Below are 17188 nucleotides of genomic sequence, written 5' to 3'. Positions count from 1 at the left end.
CAAACGCCGGACGGGCTGAAGAACCAAGCGCCGGCCTGCACCATTTGCAGCACAGGCCGGCACCCCTCAGCCCGTCCGGCGTTTGAGGACGAGCGCGTTCAGCGCGATACGGGGGTTCGGGGGCGGAGCCCCCGAAGGATGGGACGGGTAGGGGCGGCGGGGGCGAGGAAAGGTCCCGCTACGCCTCCGTCAGCTCCACCTGGACCTCGACCTCCACCGGTGCGTCCAGCGGAAGGACCGCCACCCCGACCGCACTCCGCGCGTGGACGCCCTTGTCGCCCAGCACCTCACCCAGCAGCTCACTCGCGCCGTTGACCACCCCCGGCTGGCCGGTGAAGTCCGGGGCCGAGGCCACGAAGCCCACGACCTTCACGACCCGCGCCACCCTGTCGAGGTCGCCCGCGACCGACTTGACCGCCGCGAGCGCGTTCAGCGCGCACGTGCGGGCCAGGTCCTTCGCCTCCTCCGGCGTGACCTCCGCGCCCACCTTCCCGGTGAGGGGCAGCTTGCCGTCCACCATGGGCAACTGGCCCGAGGTGTACACGTACACCCCGGACCGGACCGCCGGCTGGTACGCGGCGAGCGGCGGTACCACCGCCGGGAGCGTCAGGCCCAGCTCCGCGAGCCGGGACTCCACCGCGCTCACGGCTTCGGCCGCTTCAGGTAGGCCACCAGCTGCTCGGGGTTGTTCGGCCCGGGCACGACCTGGACGAGCTCCCAGCCGTCCTCGCCCCAGGTGTCCAGGATCTGCTTCGTGGCGTGGACGAGCAGAGGCACAGTCGCGTATTCCCACTTGGTCATGCGGCCGACTTTAGCCGGAGTGGCCAGGCGCCTCGCACGCACGTTGTCCACAGCCTCCGGCGTAGCTCCGGGCCGGACTGGTTAACCTCGAATACGTGAGCAGGTTCCAGGTCGTCAGCGGTAAGGGCGGGACCGGAAAGACCACGGTCGCCGCAGCGCTCGCGCTTGCCCTCGCCACCGAGGGGAAGCGCGCGCTTCTCGTCGAGGTCGAGGGCAGGCAGGGCATCGCGCAGCTCTTCGAGACCGAAGCGCTGCCTTATGAGGAGCGGAAGATCGCCGTCGCTCCCGGGGGCGGGGAGGTGTATGCCCTTGCCATCGACCCCGAACTGGCGCTGCTGGACTACCTCCAGATGTTCTACAAGCTCGGCAGCGCGGGCCGGGCCCTGAAGAAACTCGGGGCCATCGACTTCGCGACGACCGTCGCGCCGGGCATCAGGGACGTCCTGCTGACCGGCAAGGCGTGCGAGGCGGTGCGGAGGAAGGACAAGAGCGGGCGGTTCGTCTACGACTACGTCGTCATGGACGCCCCGCCGACCGGCCGGGTCACGCGGTTCCTCAACGTCAACGACGAGGTCGCCGGGCTCGCCAAGATCGGCCCGATACACAATCAGGCGCAGGCCGTGATGCGCGTACTCAAGTCGCCCGAGACGGCGGTGCACCTGGTGACGCTGCTGGAGGAGATGCCCGTCCAGGAGACCGCGGACGGCATCGCCGAGCTGCGGGCGGCGAAGCTGCCGGTGGGGCGGATCATCGTCAACATGGTGCGACCCGAGGTTTTGGACGAGGCCGAGCTGGAACTCGTACGGGCGGCCCCTCGCACCGCGCTCGCGAAGTCGCTGTCGGCCGCCGGGCTCGGCGGGGCGCGGCGCGGCGGGAACGCCGAGAAGCTGGTCGATCCGCTGCTGGCCCAGGTCGAGGAGTACGCCGAGCGGTACGCGCTGGAGCACGAACAGCGTTCCGTGCTGGGCGGGTTGGGGCTGGCGACGCACGAACTGCCGTTGCTCGCCGAGGGCATGGACCTGGCGGGCCTGTACGAACTGGCCGACGAGCTGCGGAAGCAGGGGATGTCATGAGTCCGGAGCCCACATCACACCCGCACGACAGCGGCTCCCGGCATCATCGGCTCTCCCCCGCGCCCGTCCTTGAGGTCGATCCGCTGATCGACGACCCGGACACCCGGATCGTGGTCTGCTGCGGGGCCGGCGGGGTCGGCAAGACGACCACCGCGGCGGCACTCGGGCTGCGGGCCGCCGAGCGCGGGCGGAAGGTGGTCGTGCTGACCATCGACCCGGCCCGCAGGCTCGCCCAGTCCATGGGCATCGACTCGCTGGACAACGTCCCGAGGAAGGTCAAGGGCGTCGAGGGCGGCGGTGAACTGCACGCCATGATGCTCGACATGAAGCGGACGTTCGACGAGATCGTCGAGGCGCACGCCGACCGTGAGCGGGCCGCCGCGATCCTCAGCAACCCCTTCTACCAGTCGCTTTCGGCGGGCTTCGCGGGCACGCAGGAGTACATGGCGATGGAGAAGCTGGGGCAGCTGCGCTCACGCGACGAGTGGGATCTCATCGTCGTCGACACGCCGCCGTCGCGGTCCGCGCTGGACTTTCTCGACGCCCCCAAGCGGCTCGGGTCGTTTCTCGACGGCCGGTTGATCCGGCTGCTGACCGCGCCGGCGAAGCTGGGCGGGCGCGCGGGGATGAAGTTCCTGAACGTCGGTATGTCGATGATGACCGGCACCCTGGGCAAGCTGCTCGGCGGCCAACTCCTCAAGGACGTCCAGACGTTCGTGGCCGCGATGGACACCACCTTCGGTGGTTTCCGGACCCGCGCCGATGCCACGTACCAGCTGCTGCAGGCACCCGGCACGGCGTTCCTGGTGGTGGCGGCCCCGGAGCGGGACGCGCTGCGGGAGGCCGCGTACTTCGTGGAGCGGCTGGCCGCGGAGGACATGCCGCTGGCCGGACTGGTGCTCAACCGGGTCCACGGCAGCGGCGCCGCCCAGCTGTCGGCCGAGCGCGCGCTCGCCGCCGCGGAAAATCTTGAAGAGCCCCGCATTGTCGATCAGGAGGACGGGAAAGCTGGACTTCGTAACTCTCCCGACACGTACGGCGAACACGACGCGCACGACGGACACGAGCCGCACGCAAAATCCGACGCGTACGGCGAATCCGACCCGCGCGGCGAACACGTCGAAGGCTCCCCCATCGCCACCGACAGTGACCCGGCCGCCGACCCCCGTGACCCCGCTGAACCCACCGTCGAACAACTCACCGCAGGCCTGCTCCGGCTGCACGCGGACCGTATGCGGCTGCTCTCCCGCGAGCAGCGCACGCGTGACCGCTTCACCGCCCGCCACCCGGAGGTGGCCGTGACCGAAGTCGCCGCGCTGCCCGGTGACGTCCATGACCTCGCGGGCCTGCGGAACATCGGCGACCGGCTGGCGACCGACCGGCCCGAGCTGCCGGAGCCGAGCGGGAGTTGAGTGAGCGGTGGCCGAGCCGGCTCAGCCCACCGCCAAGTAGCTCTCGTACACCTCTTCCTCGTCGAGAGGCAGGATTCCCACCCCCCGCTCGTACTCGGTACGCGCGGTTTCGAGCAGCCGACGCCACGAGGTGACGGTGGGACGCCTGCGCAGCAGTGCGCGGCGCTCCCGCTCCGTCATTCCTCCCCACACGCCGAACTCGACGCGGTTGTCGAGCGCGTCGGCCAGGCATTCCGTGCGTACCGGACATCCGGTGCACACCGCCTTGGCCCTGTTCTGCGCTGCTCCCTGCACGAACAGTTCATCCGGATCGGTAGTGCGGCAGGCCGCCTGCGCACTCCAGTCGGTTACCCAGCCCATACCGGCGCCGTCCTCTCCCGAATCGAGGCTCCCCCACGGCGGCAGCGGCATATTCACCGCCGCCAGTTGAGGACGTTACGGAAGGAGGGCACAGCGCAACACCCCCTTCGGGCCCAATCTTGAATGGCCCGAACGGACTATGGGTAAGCGGCAGATCACCCGGGGGAGTGAGCGACCGACATGCGTGACTATCCCGGCATACCGGGGCAGTTCAGCTGGGTCACAACGGACACCTGGTGACACACAAGGCGGATCCGGACACGTATTCACCAAAAAAAGTTGGACTACATCCGAAACGATTCGGGTCTCACGGACGTATTGATACGTGACCTCACTGCTGTGACAGTTGTGAGCAGCTTAGGCCAAGGCCTGTACGCGTGTCCGGCGAATGAGAACGTAGGCTGCCCTCATGCCAAACAAGCGCTCGGGTGGTGGTCTGTCCGCGACGCAGCAGGCCGCCAAGTTCCTCGGTGTCAGCGTGCTCGCGGGAGCCGTCATGGCGGGCATCGCGCTGCCCGCCGCCGGCGCGCTCGGTCTCGCGGCCAAGGGTTCGGTCGAGGGGTTCGACGAGATCCCGGCCAATCTGAAGCGCCCGCCGCTCAGCCAGCGCACCACGATCCTGGACGCCAAGGGCGGCCAGATCGCCACGGTGTACTCGCGCGACCGCACGGTCGTCGAGCTGAAGGACATCTCGCCGTACATGCAGAAGGCGATCGTCGCGATCGAGGACTCCCGGTTCTACGAGCACGGCGCGATCGACCTCAAGGGCGTCCTGCGCGCCCTCAACAAGAACGCGCAGAGCGGCGGTGTCTCCGAAGGCGCCTCCACGCTCACGCAGCAGTACGTGAAGAACGTGTTCGTCGAGGAGGCGGGCGACGACCCGACGAAGGTCGCGCAGGCCACGCAGCAGACGATCGGCCGCAAGATCAAGGAGCTGAAGTACGCGATCCAGGTCGAGGAGGAGCTGGGCAAGAAGAAGATCCTCGAGAACTACCTGAACATCACCTTCTTCGGCCAGCAGGCGTACGGCGTCGAGGCCGGCGCCCGGCGCTACTTCTCCCGGTCCGCCAAGGACCTCACCCTCCCGCAGGCCGCGCTGCTGGCCGGCATCGTCCAGTCGCCGAGCCGGTACGACCCGGTCAACGACCCGGCGGAGGCGACCAAGCGCCGCAACACCGTGCTGCAGCGGATGGCGGAGGTCGGTGACATCACCCCGCAGGAGGCCGCCGAGGCGAAGGAGAAGCCGCTCGGCCTGAAGGTCAGCAAGCCCAAGAACGGCTGCATCGTGGCGACCAAGGGCGCGGGCTTCTTCTGCGACTACGTCCGCGAGGTCTTCCTGAACGACCCGGTCTTCGGCAAGACCCAGGAGGACCGGGCCAAGATCTGGAACCGGGGCGGCCTGACCATCCGGACGACGCTGGACCCGCAGGCGCAGAAGTCGGTCCAGGCGTCCATCAAGGACCACGTCAAGCAGAGCGACGACGTCGCCACCGCCGCCACGATCGTCGAACCCGGCAGCGGCAAGATCCTGGCGATGGGCCAGTCACGGCCGTACGGCATCGAGAACAAGCAGAACGAGACGACGATCAACCTGTCCGTCGACCAGAGCATGGGCGGCGGAGCGGGCTACCAGCCCGGTTCGACGTTCAAGCCGATCGTGGCCGCCGCCGCGATCGAGGGCGGCATGCCGGCGACGAAGCAGTACCCCTCGCCGTACGAGATGGCCTATCCGAGCCCGATCTCGGCGTGCGACGGCAAGACCTGGCAGAACCAGGAGAACTCCAAGCTCACCAACGAGAACGAGTCCGAGGTCGGGCCGTACAGCATGAAGGAAGCGACCGCGAAGTCGGTCAACACCTACTACGTGGAGATGATCTCGGACATCGGCATCTGCCCGGTGACGGAGATGGCCGCGAAGATGGGCGTCGAGCGCGCGGACGGCGGCAAGCTGCAGCAGGCCCCGTCGATCGCCCTCGGCACCCAGGAGATGTCGCCGCTGACGATGGCGAACGCCTACGCGACCTTCGCCTCGCGCGGTATGTACTGCACGCCGGTGGCCATCGAGTCGATCAGCCAGCGGGTCGGCGAGGAGACGAAGTCGCTCGAAGTCCCGAAGTCGACCTGCTCGCGGGCGATGTCCGAGACGACCGCCGACACCATCAACACGCTCCTCAAGGGCGTGGTCGAGGACGGTACGGGCACCCAGGCGGGCCTCGGCAGCCGTCCCAGCGCCGGCAAGACCGGTACGACGGACTACCGTTACGCGGCCTGGTTCGTGGGCTACACGCCGAACATGGCCGGCGCCGTCTGGGTCGGCGACCCCGCGCACAAGCGCAAGATGACGAACATCACCATCGGCGGCGTCTGGCACGCCAAGGTGTTCGGTGGTGAGGTTCCCGGTCCGATCTGGCGCGACATGATGAGCGGGGCCCTGGAGGGCAAGGACGCCCCCGACTTCAACCTCGTGAACATCCCGGACCCGCCGAAGAACACGGGCGACGAGAACGGCGACGGAGACGGCAACGGGGACGGCGGCGGCAACAACGGCGGCGCCACTGACGGCGGCACGGACGGTGGCACCACGGACGGCGGCACCGACGGCGGAACCACCTTCCCGACCCCCTCCTTCTCCCTCCCCGAAGGCTTCATCCAGGGGCAGAGCAACGGAAACGGCAATGGAGGCGGCCGTGGCTGACGCCCCTTCCCACCGGGCTTCCCACCGGGCTTCCCACCAGGCTTCCTCCCGGGCGTAATTGCGCCAGTCAGGCGCTATGGGCACTCAACCGGCGGGCACCGTGACATTCTCACGTGCAGCCCGCCAGGAGGGTGCCCATTCGCTTGCCCGCCCTGTGCGTATCGCCGTTCCAGATGGACCAGATGGAGGGGAAATGAAATTCCGGTCGCGTATCGGCCTCACACTCGGCATGGTGCTCAGCTCACTCGCGCTCGCCGTCCCGAATTCCGCCTCGGCAGCCGCCCTGGCCTGTGACAACTTCGGCTGTGACGGCCATGACCCGAACATCCAGAGCTGGGAATCCGGACCGGTCACCACCTACGGCCCCTACGACCTGGGCAACTCGTTCTCGTACGAGCTGCGCTGGGGGAAGACGGACGGCGACCAGTACAGCTGGGGGCGCCTCGAGTACTTCAGCGGCACCGGCGCGGGCGACTGGTCGGTGTACGTCCAGCGCTGCACCAAGGACCACTCCACCTGTTACCTGAGGCTCGGCCTGAAGACGGGCGGGGCCTCGGGCTGGACCGCCAAGGTGGCGGACACGGCGAACATGTACGTGACGCGCACGCCGATGTACTACAATCCGTCGACCCATGAAATGCGCGCCTGCGTGGAGAACCCGTCGGGCACCGCGCGCTGCACTCCTTGGTACTGATCCTGGCTCAAGTCCAGAATCCGGCGTACCGATAGTCGGGTGCATTGTGAGCCGGATAGCCCGATTTTCGGCAGACATCTCACCCGTCCCCTTACCTCCCACTGGGTCGCATTTATACGGCTACTAATTGCCGCAAACGCTTCCTAGACTGCCGTGTAACGGCGCCGCGAACACAGCGCCGTTACACGGGGAGGCAAAATGACCATTACGCCGGAATTTGACGCCGATGCGTCCTGTATCGAACCCGACGAACGACGAATCCTGGCTCTTCTCTACACGGGGTTGAACGACGCGTCGATCGCCCGCCGCCTGGGAGTGGGGCACCGGACGGTGCAGCGAAAGGTGCAGCGCCTCATGGAGCGGCTGCAGGCCAACGGACGGGTGGCCCTGGGCGCACGCGCACAGGAACTGGGCCTGCTGCGCACGGCCGGACCCGCCTCGCGCGACGACGGCGACAACGATATCCAGCGGCGGAGACACCATCGGCCACAGCCATGAGCAGGCCCGTCCGCCGACTTCATACGCATGCATCGTCCGGTCAGGCCTGTACTGCAAGGGCTATGACCGGGAGATGGAGAGAGGCTATGGCCGGGAGATGAAAAGGGCCGCCGACGAGGGCGGGTCCGTCCGGACCCGTGCGGCGCCGGAGGCAGCGCCGATCCGTTCCAGCCGAAGCGCCGTCAGGCCGCCGAACGGCTGGCCCGCCTGCGGTCCTGACCAGGAGGGCGGCGGCAGCCTCCCGCGCACTCGGGCCGTCCAGCCCCTCCGGTGAGAGGGACATGGCGCCAAGCCGCCCTCGCTACGGCCGGTCGGCTGCCGCAGCACCTCCGACGCTGCGGCAGCCGACTCGCGCCCGACGTACCGGCCTTCCGGACCGCCCGTATCAACTCCGAAGCCACTCCGAATCAGCGCCGAATCCGCTCCGAGCGGATCAGCCCGCCAGCGCGCTCTTCACCAGCGCGGCGACCCGGCCGCCCTCGGCGAGGCCCGCGACCTTCGGGTTCACGATCTTCATGACCTGGCCCATGGCCCGCGGCCCCTCGGCGCCGGCCGCCTTCGCCTCCTCGACGGCCTGGGCGACGATGCCGCTCAGCTCCTCGTCGCTGAGCTGCTTGGGCAGGTAGACGGCGAGGATCTCGCCCTCCGCCTTCTCCCGCTCGGCCGACTCGGTCCGACCGCCCTGCGTGAACGCCTCGGCGGCCTCGCGGCGCTTCTTCGCCTCGCGGGTGATCACCTTGGTGACCTCCTCGTCGGAGAGCTCGCGCTTCTCCTTGCCGGAGACCTCTTCCTGGGTGATCGCGGTCAGGGTGAGCCGGAGCGTGGAGGAACGGAGTTCGTCGCGAGCCTTGATGGCGGCGTTGAGGTCTTCCCTGAGCTTCGACTTGAGCGTGGTCATGCGAACGATTGTCGCAGGTACGGCAAGCACCCCGCCCGCGGATTTCCATCCCGGCCCGCACGCGACCTCCACCGCGACCCCCACCGCGATTTCCACCACCCTCCCCCGCCTGACACGATGGGAGCATGCGCGCGCGATACGGAGTACCCCTGGGAATCACGGCGGTTGCCGCCGCCGGCCTCGCCTATTCGGTCGGATTCGAGGCCCGCTTCTTCCGCCTCCGACGCGTCACCGTGCCGGTGCTGCCGGCCGGGATGCGCCCGCTGCGCATCCTTCAGGTCTCCGACATCCACATGGTCGGCGGCCAGTACAAGAAGCAGCGCTGGCTGCGCTCGCTGGCCGGCCTGCGCCCCGACTTCGTGATCAACACGGGCGACAACCTGTCCGACCCTGAGGGCGTGCCCGAGGTGCTGGACGCGCTGGGCCCGCTGATGCAGTTCCCGGGCGCGTACGTCTTCGGCTCCAACGACTACTACGGCCCGACCCCCCGCAACCCGGCCCGCTACCTGGTCGAGAAGATGCAGGGCAGGCACGGCCTCAACGGCAACGCGCCCGCGGTCAACGTCATCCACAACCCGTGGGAGGAGCTGCGCGACGGCTTCGACTCGGCGGGCTGGCTGAACCTGACGAACACGCGCGGCACGCTGAAGATCGAGGACATGGCGGTGGAACTGACCGGCCTGGACGACCCGCACATCAAGCGCGACCGCTACGAGAAGGTGGCCGGCGGCCCGTCCGCGTCGGCGGACGTCTCGCTCGCGGTGGTCCACGCCCCCTACCTCCGCGTCCTGGACGCGTTCACGGCGGACGCGTACCCGCTGACCCTGGCGGGCCACACGCACGGCGGCCAGCTGTGCATCCCCTTCTACGGCGCCCTGGTCACCAACTGCGACCTGGACACGGACCGCGTGAAGGGCCTGTCGACGCATACGGCGGAGGGCCGGACGTCGTACCTCCACGTCTCGGCGGGCTGCGGAGCGAACCGCTACACACCGGCGAGGTTCGCGTGCCCCCCGGAGGCGACGCTGCTGACCCTGACAGAAGCCCCGTAACCCACACAGCCCGCCCGAATAGCCCGCTTTATGCCCTCGCCCTAGCGTGAGGGCATGACGGCTCCGATACGCCCGACGCCCCCGATACGCCACATACAACCCATCCAGCCGATCCCCAGCGACATACCGGACATCCCCGCCCTCCCGGGGATACCGGCAGCCGCCCTGCTCTCCTCCCCCGTCCCCGCCACGGCGGTGGTGACCCCGGTACGCCGCCCGGCGACGGCGATCTTCCGCCTCCTGACGGCAACAACGGCAGCGGCGGCAGTCGCGGCGGAACTCCTCCTGGACAACACCCCCCTGCAGACCCTGAGCCGCTTCACGATCCAGAGCGCGATCCTGCTGACCCTGGTGACGACGCTCGCGTCCCGCCGAGCGTGGACGGCCCGCCGCCCCCTGCCGGCGGCACTGACGGGCGCCGCACTCCTCTACGTGCTGATCGCGTCCCTGATCCACCACGGCCTGGTGGCCAACGCGTCAAGCCCCTTCGCGACCCCCGCTCCCCCGACGGGCTGGCACGCGGTCACCAACCACCTCCTCCATACGGCGATCCCGCTCGCGGCACTGATCGACTGGCTGCTCCTGACGGCCCCCGGCCACCTGCACCTGCGCCAGGCGGCACCGTGGCTCCTGTACCCACTGGCGTACCTGGCGTTCTCCCTGACAAGGGGCGAACTGCTCGACCCGGGCACGGAGGGCCGCTACTTGTACGCCTTCCTGGACGTGGCGAAGGACGGCTACAAGAGCGTCCTGGCCAACGCACTCCTGCTGGGCCTGGGCTTCTACGCCCTGGCGGTCGCCCTCGTAACCGTCGACCACATCCGCCCGAACCCGGTCCACCACCGCGCGAAAACCGGATTTCGCCTGGGGCCACCGGTGGGCTAAAGTAAACGACGTCGCCGCGACAAGCAGGACAAGCAGCGACATCGGGGTGTAGCGCAGCTTGGCAGCGCGCTTCGTTCGGGACGAAGAGGTCGTGGGTTCAAATCCCGCCACCCCGACAGTGAAGTACAACTCAAGGGTCCGATCCGCAGCGCGGGTCGGGCCCTTGAGTTGTTACTGGAGATCTCTTGGGAGATAGCTGAGGGAAAATCTTGGTCGTCCTTTCCCGGAACCGGTCTCCAGTGCCGCAGGAACAGCGACGCTTGCGTGTCCTGCCACCTGCGCATTCACGAGTCCAGGGCTCGTAACTGACCAGCAGCACCCATGCGGGCCTCCTTGCCGGTCGTTAGGAACACCGCATATGGCAGGCCATCGCTCAGCTCCTCCTCTCGACCAGGCTCGTGCGCTCGCTCAACAAGTGCGTGCGTTACGAGAGGGCCGAGGGTGGACGCGGGAACAGCTGGCCGAAGAAGCAGACATCGCCGTCGGGACGCTGGGGCGTCTGGAGAGCGAGGGAGCGATCCAGCCAGGTTTCTTGACCGTTGGCGCGGTGGCCGAGGCTCTTGCGGTCTCTCTCGATGATCTGTTCCGGGCGGCCCAGGCCGTGTCCGTCACGCCCGGGCTGTGGTCCGCCGGGTACGAAGGGCGGGATATCGACTCGTTCGTCGCCGTGCTCGTCGAGAGCCACATCGGTGTCGTGGCGGATGTTCGACTCACTCCGATCAGTCGCAAGAAGGGCTTCAGCAAGACCCGCCTCGGGGAGGCTCTGGCCGAAGCGGGCATCAAGTACACCCACCTGCGTGGCCTGGGCAATCCGAAGGACAATCGTGAGCCTTTCTGGGACGGCCGCATCGAAGTGGGGCGAGCACGCTTCCGAAGCCTGCTGCAGTCCGATGAGGCGAAATCCGACCTTGACCGCCTGGCGGAGCATGCCCGGCAGTCGCGAGTAGCGGTGCTGTGCTTCGAGAAGGACGAGAGCCGTTGCCACCGGCAGGTCGTCCTGGAGACGGTGCACAAGCAGGCCGCTGTCCCTGTGATTCCCTTGGCCTGACTTCACCCCTCCCCCCCCCGCACGCGCTCTTGCCCGTTGCCCATGCCTCTCCTGCAATCGAGACCGGGAGATCGATGGAGGGGGCAACCATGGGCTCGGGGGATCGGCAGCGCGCACGGATCATGATCGCGGTCAAGACCTATCCGGAACTGTCCGCGAGGTACCACGAGACGAGCTGCGTGGCCGGCATACGGCTCGACCAGGGGACGCCCCAGCATGTGCGACTCTTCCCGGTTCCGTTCCGGTTGCTGAACGAAGAAAGCCAGTTCGCCAAGTACTCGATCGTCGAGGTCGACGTGCAGCGACACCATGGGGACCGCCGTCCCGAGAGCTTGCGCCCCAACCTGCAGACCCTCAAGGTCATCGAGCGCCTCGGGACAGCGGACGGCTGGCGCGAACGCTTCTCGCATGTGCAGCCCCTCATGGCGCCGTCCCTGTGCTCCATAAAACGGGACCAGGAGCTTCGGGGGACGTCGCTTGGTGTCTTCCGACCAGCGGAGTTCACCGGCTTCCGCTTCGCTCCTGCTGAGCGCTGGCCCGCTTCGAAGGCTGCCTTGCAGATCAGTTGGATCTACTCGCACAGGACCTCCGCCAACTGGAGTGGGTGCCGCTTGAGTTCCGGTACAGCTTCCGTTGCACGGATCAGGAGTGCGGTGGTCACGACATGGGTTTGAGGGACTGGGAGGCAGGCGAGTCGTACCGCAAGTTCCTTCGCCAGTATGGGAAGGACGGCGTGGAGGAGAAGCTTCGCGAACACTGGTTCGATCGGATGGTCACTCCGGAGAAGGCCGTGCACTGCTTCGTCGGGAACGTTGCGGCACGCCCCAAGACGTTCCTGCTGCTTGGCCTGTTCTACCCCCAACGGGATGTCGTCGAGAACTTCCAGGAGAGCCTGTTCGACCTGTGAGGGTGAGTACGCAGGATGGGAAACCCGTGGCCACCGTCTCCTGACCGAGGCCGTCGGCTCAACTGCCGCGTGCCGGATGCGGCCTGTGGACCTGCCTGAATACGGGCGTGCCATGCTGTCGTCAACGGAGTTGAGCTGGGCTCCAGTTGATCGTCAGGGGGAGTTGTGGCAGGGCGGGACCTTCGAACGTTGTTCGGCTCGAACGACCGGAGCATCGCCGCCAGTGAGGCGTTCACGAACCGGCAGGCACAGTGGCAGGCCGTAACGGTCGACCTCGCCGAGCACGTACGGCACGTGACCTGTGCGAACTTCGACGTGGAGGATCTGGAAGCTCCCCGCCGCAACATCCTCGTGTTTCACGGTGTGGGCGGGATCGGCAAGTCCACGCTCTCCCGCAAGATCGAGGCATCGCTGGCCCGCAGCGAGCACCGCCCGGCGCAATGGGGATCGCCGTCCCACCCCGAGGAGCGGACTCTGCCGGTCCGTATCGATCTCGGGCGCGCCGCGGGGATGGATTTCGAACGCGTCATCCTCACCATCCGTCTTGCCGTCGCCACGCTCGGCCGGCCGATGCCCGCCTTCGACCTCGCCCTACGCCGCTACTGGGAGCACAACCACCCGGGCGAAACGATCGAGGATCACCTGCGCCGGGGCGGGTTGTTGAGCCGCTTCAGCGCCGCTGCCGCGCTGCCCCAGCAGATGCAGTCCGCGCTCAGTGACGTCGCCCAGGCCCTGCTCCTGCCCGGCACAGTCGGCAGTGCGCTCGGGCACGGGGCCGGAGCGCTCATCAAGGCGTTACGCGAACGGCGCCAGTCCGTACGCGCCCTAGCCGACTGCTCCCGTCTGGCCGACCTCCTGGAGGCCGAGCCGGACCTGGAAGCCCTCAGCTTCTATCCGCACCTCCTCGCCTGGGACCTGGCTCAACTCCCGGCCGGCAAGAGCCCACTACCCGTGATCCTGCTGGACACCTTCGAGGACACCGGCGACCGCACACACCGCGACTTCGAACGTCTGCTCCAACGCATCGTGTGGTTGATGCCCAACGCGTTCTTCGTCGTCACCGGACGCAACCGCCTCCAGTGGGCGGAGACGAGCCTGGAGGGGCAGCTCGACTGGACCGGGCCGCAGGCGTGGCCCGGTCTCGTAGCCAACACGGCGCATGTGGGGCGAGCTGTATCGGGCCGTCAGGTCCTGATCGGCGACTTCTCCCCCGAAGACTGTGAGGACTACCTGGTCGGCAGGCTGAGCCGCGATGGGCAGCCGCTGATCGACGAACCGGTCCGCCGGATCATCACCGAGCGCTCCCACGGGTTGCCTCTGTACCTTGACCTGTCGGTCATGCGCTATCTGGAACTCCGACGCGGCGGCGGACAGCCGCAGGTCACCGACTTCGACCACGACTTCCCCGCCCTGATCGCCCGTACCGTCAGCGACCTGACCGCCGATGAGCGCCACGTGCTCCGCTCGGTCAGCCTGCTCAGCGCATTCTCTGTATCCCTGGCCACCGAAGCCGCCGGCATGGACCACGACGCGCCCGCCCTACGGCTGACCGAGCGCCCCTTCATCCGGGAGTCCTCTTCCGGCGTGTGGCCCTTCCATGTCCACGATCTGATCCGCTCCGCCATTCGCAGCGCGGACGACGGCAGTGACGACCGCTGGTCGAAGCAGGACTGGCGGCGTGCGGCCCAACGGGCCTTCCACGCCCTGGAATCCCAGTGGCGCCAGGACCTGCGGCACGATCGCACCGTCCTGGTCGGGTGTCTCCAGCAAGGACTGCTCCTCGCACGGGACTTCCGTCTCGGTCTCGACTGGCTCGCCGATGCCGCATTCCAGTACGTAGGGGACTCCGTCTGGGAACCACTGGTGCTTCCCGCCGCCGATGCCACGTCGTCGGGTGGCCTGCAGACTGCTGCAGATGCCCTGGTGGAAACGCTGAGCGCCATCGCCCGGCGCCAGCACGAGCACCGTGAACGCACGACCAGTCGACTCTCGGCCGTTCTCGCCTCGGAGCTGCTCCCCGACGACCTGGTCGAACTAGCCACGTATTACCTGGCGAAGGCCCAGCGAGACCTCGGTCTGACCGATGATTCGCGTCGCGGGATGCAGCGCGTCGCCTCCGCCGACGGTCGGCTCGCTTCCGCGGCTCGGCGCGGCCTGGCACACCTGAGCCGACTGTCCGGAGACTTCCCGACCGCGGTCGAAGCCGCGGGGAGGCTGGGCTGGGAAGGGCGGCACCATCGGGTGTTGGGAGACGTGTGGTGGGTGCAGGGCGACATGGAGCGGGCGATAGACGCCTACCTGGCAGGCCGGAACGAAGCTGAGGAGCACGGTGTGGTCGGCGAGACCGCCATGGTGCAGGCGCATCTCGCCTTCGCCGCCTCCTTCTCCGATCCGCTTCGGGCCTATGCCGAACTCGATCTGGCGGACCGGCTGTTGTCCCACCTCAGCCTGCGCTCCAGCGAGATGACCGCTCGCATCGCCGTGCTCGTACGCGATGCCGGGTTCGCCGCCGACTTGCCCGGCCGGGCGGCCGTGCTGCTCGCTGAAATCGGTGTCTCCGGCATTTCCTACGCGGCGGCGAAATTGCAGCTGGCCCTGTGCTTCCACCACGCCGTCCTCGACGCCCAGGACGACCTCGCCACCGCGATCACCCGCCTGCGCGAACTCACTCAGAGCGGCGACTACGCCTACTACGTCGACATCGCCCACTTCATGGCCGGCCTTCCGCTTCCCGAGCACACCGCGCGAGCACGGTGGATGGACGGAGAACAACAGACCCGCGAACGATGGCGCTACCTGGTGACGACACGTCGCGATCACCTCGCCGCGGCTCGTTAGGCTTTTCACACATGCGTAGATCGCTGGTCAACGAGGCGCGACTACGATCGCCGGTCATGGACTGGCTGGAGCGCACCGCGAAACTGAGGCAGTGGAGCAGAAGCGGGACCCGGGCTCCGCACAAGCCGTTGCTGTTGCTGTACGCGCTCGGTCGGTTCCAGCAGGATGCCGTCGGCGAGCTGCGGTACAGCGTGGTGGAGGAGCATCTGCAGCGGCTGCTGACCGAGTACGGTCCGCCGAACAGGACGACTCCGGCCTACCCGTTCCACCACCTGGTGAGCGACGGCGTGTGGGAGGTGCGCACCGATCGCGGACCGGGCAGCCCCGGCAGCGGGGTGCGGGAGTTGCGGGCCACCGGGGCCGCAGGGCGGCTGGCGCCGGAACTGCGGGCGGCGCTGCGGCGTGAACCAGCGCTGCTCGGCCGGATGGCACGCGTCCTGCTCGACCTGCACTTCCCGCCTTCGCTCCACGGCGACCTGTGCGAAGCCGTCGGCCTGGAGCTGGAGCCGGCCCAGACCGGACAGCTCTCGGCCGCCGTGCGGAGGCGGCGGGATCCACGGATGCGAGAGCAGGTCCTGACGGCCTACGAGTATCGGTGTGCCTTCTGCGGCTACGACGGCAGGATCGGCGCGGTGCCGGTCGGCCTGGAGGCCGCGCACGTGCGCTGGTGGGCCTTCGACGGCCCGGACGATGTCGACAACGGACTATGCCTGTGCTCCCTGCACCACAAGCTCTTCGACAAGGGCGTCCTCGGTGTCGGCGAGAGCCACCGCATCCTGGTCTCCCAGCGCTTCGTCGGCCACAGCTCCGCCGCCCGCGAACACGTCCTCGCGCTCGCTGACCGACCACTCATCGGACCCCAGCCCGGAGCCCACCCCGTCGCCGCCATCCACCGCTCCCGGCACACCAGCCAGGTCTTCCACGGCTGCCCGCGCCCTGCCACGGCCGCCTGACCTCGCATTGTCGGCTGTGCCTCGCTGGTAAGGAGTGCGATACCAAGAGTATGGTCTCTTGTATGGCAACGAAGAAGGTAACCGTGACGATCCCCGAGGATCTTCTGGACGAGATCCGCGCGGACGCGGCAGAGCGGGGCCTGTCGGCGTACGTCGCAGAGGCGCTGCGCTTCAAGCGCGACCGGGACCGGCTCCTGGAACTGGTCGACTGGCTGCAGGAAGAGCACGGCCCCGTGACTGAGGACGAGCGTGTGGCCGTACTGGACGAATTGGAGGAGCTCGACGCCGAACACGAGCGGCGCCGCGCCTCCGGACAGCACAACGCCGGAGAGGCTGCGTGAAGAAGCTAGTCGATAAGCACGGGCAGAGGCCGCTCCGTGTCTTCGTCCTGGACTGTGAAGCTCTCTCCCTGGCCGTGCGCGGTGAGCGGAAGATGATCGCCTGGCTCGACCTCGCGGCGCAAGGGGAGGCCGAAGTGGTGACGTCACCGATGACCCTGGTCGAGGCGTACGACGGCAGAACAACCGAACAGCGCTGGGACTGGGTACTGTCTCGGCTCCAGGTCGCCGACATCGGGAAGGACGAGGCCCGCCAGGCACGCCGGCTCCTGGCCGACGCCAAGTTGCACGGCCACAAGTACGCGATCGACGCCGTGCTCGCCGTAATCGCACGACGGCAGAAGGGACAGGTCACCGTCTTCACCTCGGACGTCGACGACCTGGAGAAACTGGTCCCGGACACGGTCGTCGTCAAGAAGGTGTGACCCGACCCGCGCCCCTCAAGGGCCCGCAGCTGGGATGGCACCAACCCGGGAGCAGGACATCCCGCACGGCTGCAAGCCCCGGACCCTGGCCAGGACAGACGCGCCAATCGCCCTACCTGACCGGGCAGTCTGCTGGCCTTCTGTTCACGGCCAGGAAACCGAAAACGCCGCCAAGACACCAGCGATCACTGCACTTTTGTGAGCCCAGAGGGTGACCATGTCGGCGTGTCACAGGTTCCAGCCGGGCGGTCAAGGCACTCATCTCCATCATCCGTCAGATGCCGTTGGTCTTTCGGCCGTTCCTACCGGCA

At 68.0% G+C, this 17188-nt stretch carries 18 protein-coding genes and 1 tRNA gene; 15 read left to right on the top strand and 4 right to left on the bottom strand.

Annotated features, from left to right (window positions below):
* Positions 1-178: 178 nt before the first annotated feature.
* Positions 179-646 carry a RidA family protein gene (locus tag CW359_RS42045; protein WP_105975534.1) on the bottom strand — a complete coding sequence of 156 codons (468 nt, stop codon included), beginning with the start codon at positions 644-646 and terminating at the stop codon, positions 179-181.
* Entirely contained in the window at positions 643-801 is a 159-nt protein-coding gene (locus CW359_RS42040; protein WP_086785308.1) for a Sp36 family protein, read from the bottom strand. The genes CW359_RS42045 and CW359_RS42040 overlap by 4 nt, the downstream gene beginning before the upstream one ends.
* Positions 802-896: 95 nt before the next feature.
* On the opposite strand from CW359_RS42040, the gene CW359_RS42035 reads away from it, so the two are divergent.
* Both CW359_RS42035 and CW359_RS42030 read left to right on the top strand, forming a co-directional pair.
* Positions 897-1874 (top strand): ATPase BagA, encoded by a 978-nt coding sequence (locus CW359_RS42035; protein ID WP_105975533.1) that lies wholly within the window; start codon positions 897-899, stop codon positions 1872-1874.
* The gene (locus CW359_RS42030; RefSeq protein WP_105975532.1) at positions 1871-3286 is read left to right on the top strand and encodes an ATPase BagB; all 1416 of its coding nucleotides are present in this window, start codon (positions 1871-1873) and stop codon (positions 3284-3286) included. The genes CW359_RS42035 and CW359_RS42030 overlap by 4 nt, the downstream gene beginning before the upstream one ends.
* Positions 3287-3307: 21 nt before the next feature.
* Here the strand turns inward: CW359_RS42030 and wblA are convergent, their stop codons facing one another.
* The gene (wblA, locus tag CW359_RS42025; RefSeq protein ID WP_198655578.1) at positions 3308-3646 is read right to left on the bottom strand and encodes a transcriptional regulator WblA; all 339 of its coding nucleotides are present in this window, start codon (positions 3644-3646) and stop codon (positions 3308-3310) included.
* 409 nt (positions 3647-4055) lie between these two features.
* Here wblA and CW359_RS42015 point away from each other — a divergent pair, with 409 nt between their 5' ends.
* The 3 genes from CW359_RS42015 (at position 4056) to CW359_RS42005 (ending at position 7533) form a co-directional block, all read left to right on the top strand.
* Positions 4056-6341 carry a transglycosylase domain-containing protein gene (locus CW359_RS42015; RefSeq protein ID WP_105975530.1) on the top strand — a complete coding sequence of 762 codons (2286 nt, stop codon included), beginning with the start codon at positions 4056-4058 and terminating at the stop codon, positions 6339-6341.
* A gap of 193 nt (positions 6342-6534) precedes the next feature.
* Positions 6535-7035, top strand: coding sequence for a hypothetical protein (locus CW359_RS42010; protein WP_105975529.1), 501 nt, complete (start codon positions 6535-6537; stop codon positions 7033-7035).
* A 198-nt stretch (positions 7036-7233) separates the two neighbouring features.
* Positions 7234-7533 carry a response regulator transcription factor gene (locus tag CW359_RS42005; protein WP_105975528.1) on the top strand — a complete coding sequence of 100 codons (300 nt, stop codon included), beginning with the start codon at positions 7234-7236 and terminating at the stop codon, positions 7531-7533.
* Between the two features lie 433 nt (positions 7534-7966).
* Here the strand turns inward: CW359_RS42005 and CW359_RS42000 are convergent, their stop codons facing one another.
* Positions 7967-8431, bottom strand: coding sequence for a GatB/YqeY domain-containing protein (locus CW359_RS42000; RefSeq protein ID WP_105975527.1), 465 nt, complete (start codon positions 8429-8431; stop codon positions 7967-7969).
* A gap of 125 nt (positions 8432-8556) precedes the next feature.
* On the opposite strand from CW359_RS42000, the gene CW359_RS41995 reads away from it, so the two are divergent.
* From CW359_RS41995 to CW359_RS41955, 10 genes are all read left to right on the top strand, one after another.
* Positions 8557-9483 (top strand): metallophosphoesterase, encoded by a 927-nt coding sequence (locus CW359_RS41995; RefSeq protein WP_105975526.1) that lies wholly within the window; start codon positions 8557-8559, stop codon positions 9481-9483.
* 54 nt (positions 9484-9537) lie between these two features.
* Positions 9538-10368, top strand: coding sequence for a Pr6Pr family membrane protein (locus tag CW359_RS41990; protein WP_105975525.1), 831 nt, complete (start codon positions 9538-9540; stop codon positions 10366-10368).
* 42 nt (positions 10369-10410) lie between these two features.
* Positions 10411-10484: transfer RNA gene (locus tag CW359_RS41985), tRNA-Pro, on the top strand.
* Between the two features lie 242 nt (positions 10485-10726).
* Positions 10727-11416: a DUF488 family protein, N3 subclade gene (locus tag CW359_RS41980; RefSeq protein WP_105975524.1), complete on the top strand. Its 690-nt coding sequence runs from the start codon at positions 10727-10729 to the stop codon at positions 11414-11416.
* 89 nt (positions 11417-11505) lie between these two features.
* Positions 11506-12090, top strand: coding sequence for a hypothetical protein (locus CW359_RS41975; protein WP_332875055.1), 585 nt, complete (start codon positions 11506-11508; stop codon positions 12088-12090).
* Positions 12091-12149: 59 nt separating this feature from the next.
* The gene (locus tag CW359_RS47430) at positions 12150-12323 is read left to right on the top strand and encodes a hypothetical protein (RefSeq protein WP_332875054.1); all 174 of its coding nucleotides are present in this window, start codon (positions 12150-12152) and stop codon (positions 12321-12323) included.
* A gap of 165 nt (positions 12324-12488) precedes the next feature.
* A complete protein-coding gene (locus tag CW359_RS41970; RefSeq protein WP_105975523.1) occupies positions 12489-15161 on the top strand; it encodes an ATP/GTP-binding protein in 2673 nt (890 codons plus the stop codon).
* A gap of 56 nt (positions 15162-15217) precedes the next feature.
* A complete protein-coding gene (locus CW359_RS41965; RefSeq protein ID WP_105975522.1) occupies positions 15218-16114 on the top strand; it encodes a phosphorothioated DNA-binding restriction endonuclease in 897 nt (298 codons plus the stop codon).
* Positions 16115-16176: 62 nt separating this feature from the next.
* Entirely contained in the window at positions 16177-16455 is a 279-nt protein-coding gene (locus CW359_RS41960) for a CopG family transcriptional regulator (protein WP_105975521.1), read from the top strand.
* The gene (locus CW359_RS41955; protein WP_105975520.1) at positions 16452-16877 is read left to right on the top strand and encodes a PIN domain-containing protein; all 426 of its coding nucleotides are present in this window, start codon (positions 16452-16454) and stop codon (positions 16875-16877) included. Before CW359_RS41960 ends, CW359_RS41955 begins: the two co-directional genes overlap by 4 nt.
* The last annotated feature ends 311 nt before the right edge of the window (positions 16878-17188 follow it).

The sequence above is a fragment of the Streptomyces geranii genome (assembly GCF_002954775.1).
In the GTDB taxonomy this organism is placed as follows: Bacteria; Actinomycetota; Actinomycetes; order Streptomycetales; family Streptomycetaceae; genus Streptomyces; species Streptomyces geranii.
Note: the sequence above shows the minus strand (reverse complement) of the source record. Positions and strands in the feature narration are given on the sequence as shown.

What these genes read in the sequence shown, in the direction of transcription:
- CW359_RS42040 (WP_086785308.1), bottom strand. Translation starts at nt 801, where the DNA reads ATGACCAAGTGGGAATACGCGACTGTGCCTCTGCTCGTCCACGCCACG.
- CW359_RS42030 (WP_105975532.1), top strand. Translation starts at nt 1,871, where the DNA reads ATGAGTCCGGAGCCCACATCACACCCGCACGACAGCGGCTCCCGGCAT.
- wblA (WP_198655578.1), bottom strand. Translation starts at nt 3,646, where the DNA reads ATGGGCTGGGTAACCGACTGGAGTGCGCAGGCGGCCTGCCGCACTACC.
- CW359_RS42015 (WP_105975530.1), top strand. Translation starts at nt 4,056, where the DNA reads ATGCCAAACAAGCGCTCGGGTGGTGGTCTGTCCGCGACGCAGCAGGCC.
- CW359_RS42010 (WP_105975529.1), top strand. Translation starts at nt 6,535, where the DNA reads ATGAAATTCCGGTCGCGTATCGGCCTCACACTCGGCATGGTGCTCAGC.
- CW359_RS42005 (WP_105975528.1), top strand. Translation starts at nt 7,234, where the DNA reads ATGACCATTACGCCGGAATTTGACGCCGATGCGTCCTGTATCGAACCC.
- CW359_RS42000 (WP_105975527.1), bottom strand. Translation starts at nt 8,431, where the DNA reads ATGACCACGCTCAAGTCGAAGCTCAGGGAAGACCTCAACGCCGCCATC.
- CW359_RS41995 (WP_105975526.1), top strand. Translation starts at nt 8,557, where the DNA reads ATGCGCGCGCGATACGGAGTACCCCTGGGAATCACGGCGGTTGCCGCC.
- CW359_RS41990 (WP_105975525.1), top strand. Translation starts at nt 9,538, where the DNA reads ATGACGGCTCCGATACGCCCGACGCCCCCGATACGCCACATACAACCC.
- CW359_RS41980 (WP_105975524.1), top strand. Translation starts at nt 10,727, where the DNA reads ATGGCAGGCCATCGCTCAGCTCCTCCTCTCGACCAGGCTCGTGCGCTC.
- CW359_RS41975 (WP_332875055.1), top strand. Translation starts at nt 11,506, where the DNA reads ATGGGCTCGGGGGATCGGCAGCGCGCACGGATCATGATCGCGGTCAAG.
- CW359_RS41965 (WP_105975522.1), top strand. Translation starts at nt 15,218, where the DNA reads ATGGACTGGCTGGAGCGCACCGCGAAACTGAGGCAGTGGAGCAGAAGC.
- CW359_RS41960 (WP_105975521.1), top strand. Translation starts at nt 16,177, where the DNA reads ATGGCAACGAAGAAGGTAACCGTGACGATCCCCGAGGATCTTCTGGAC.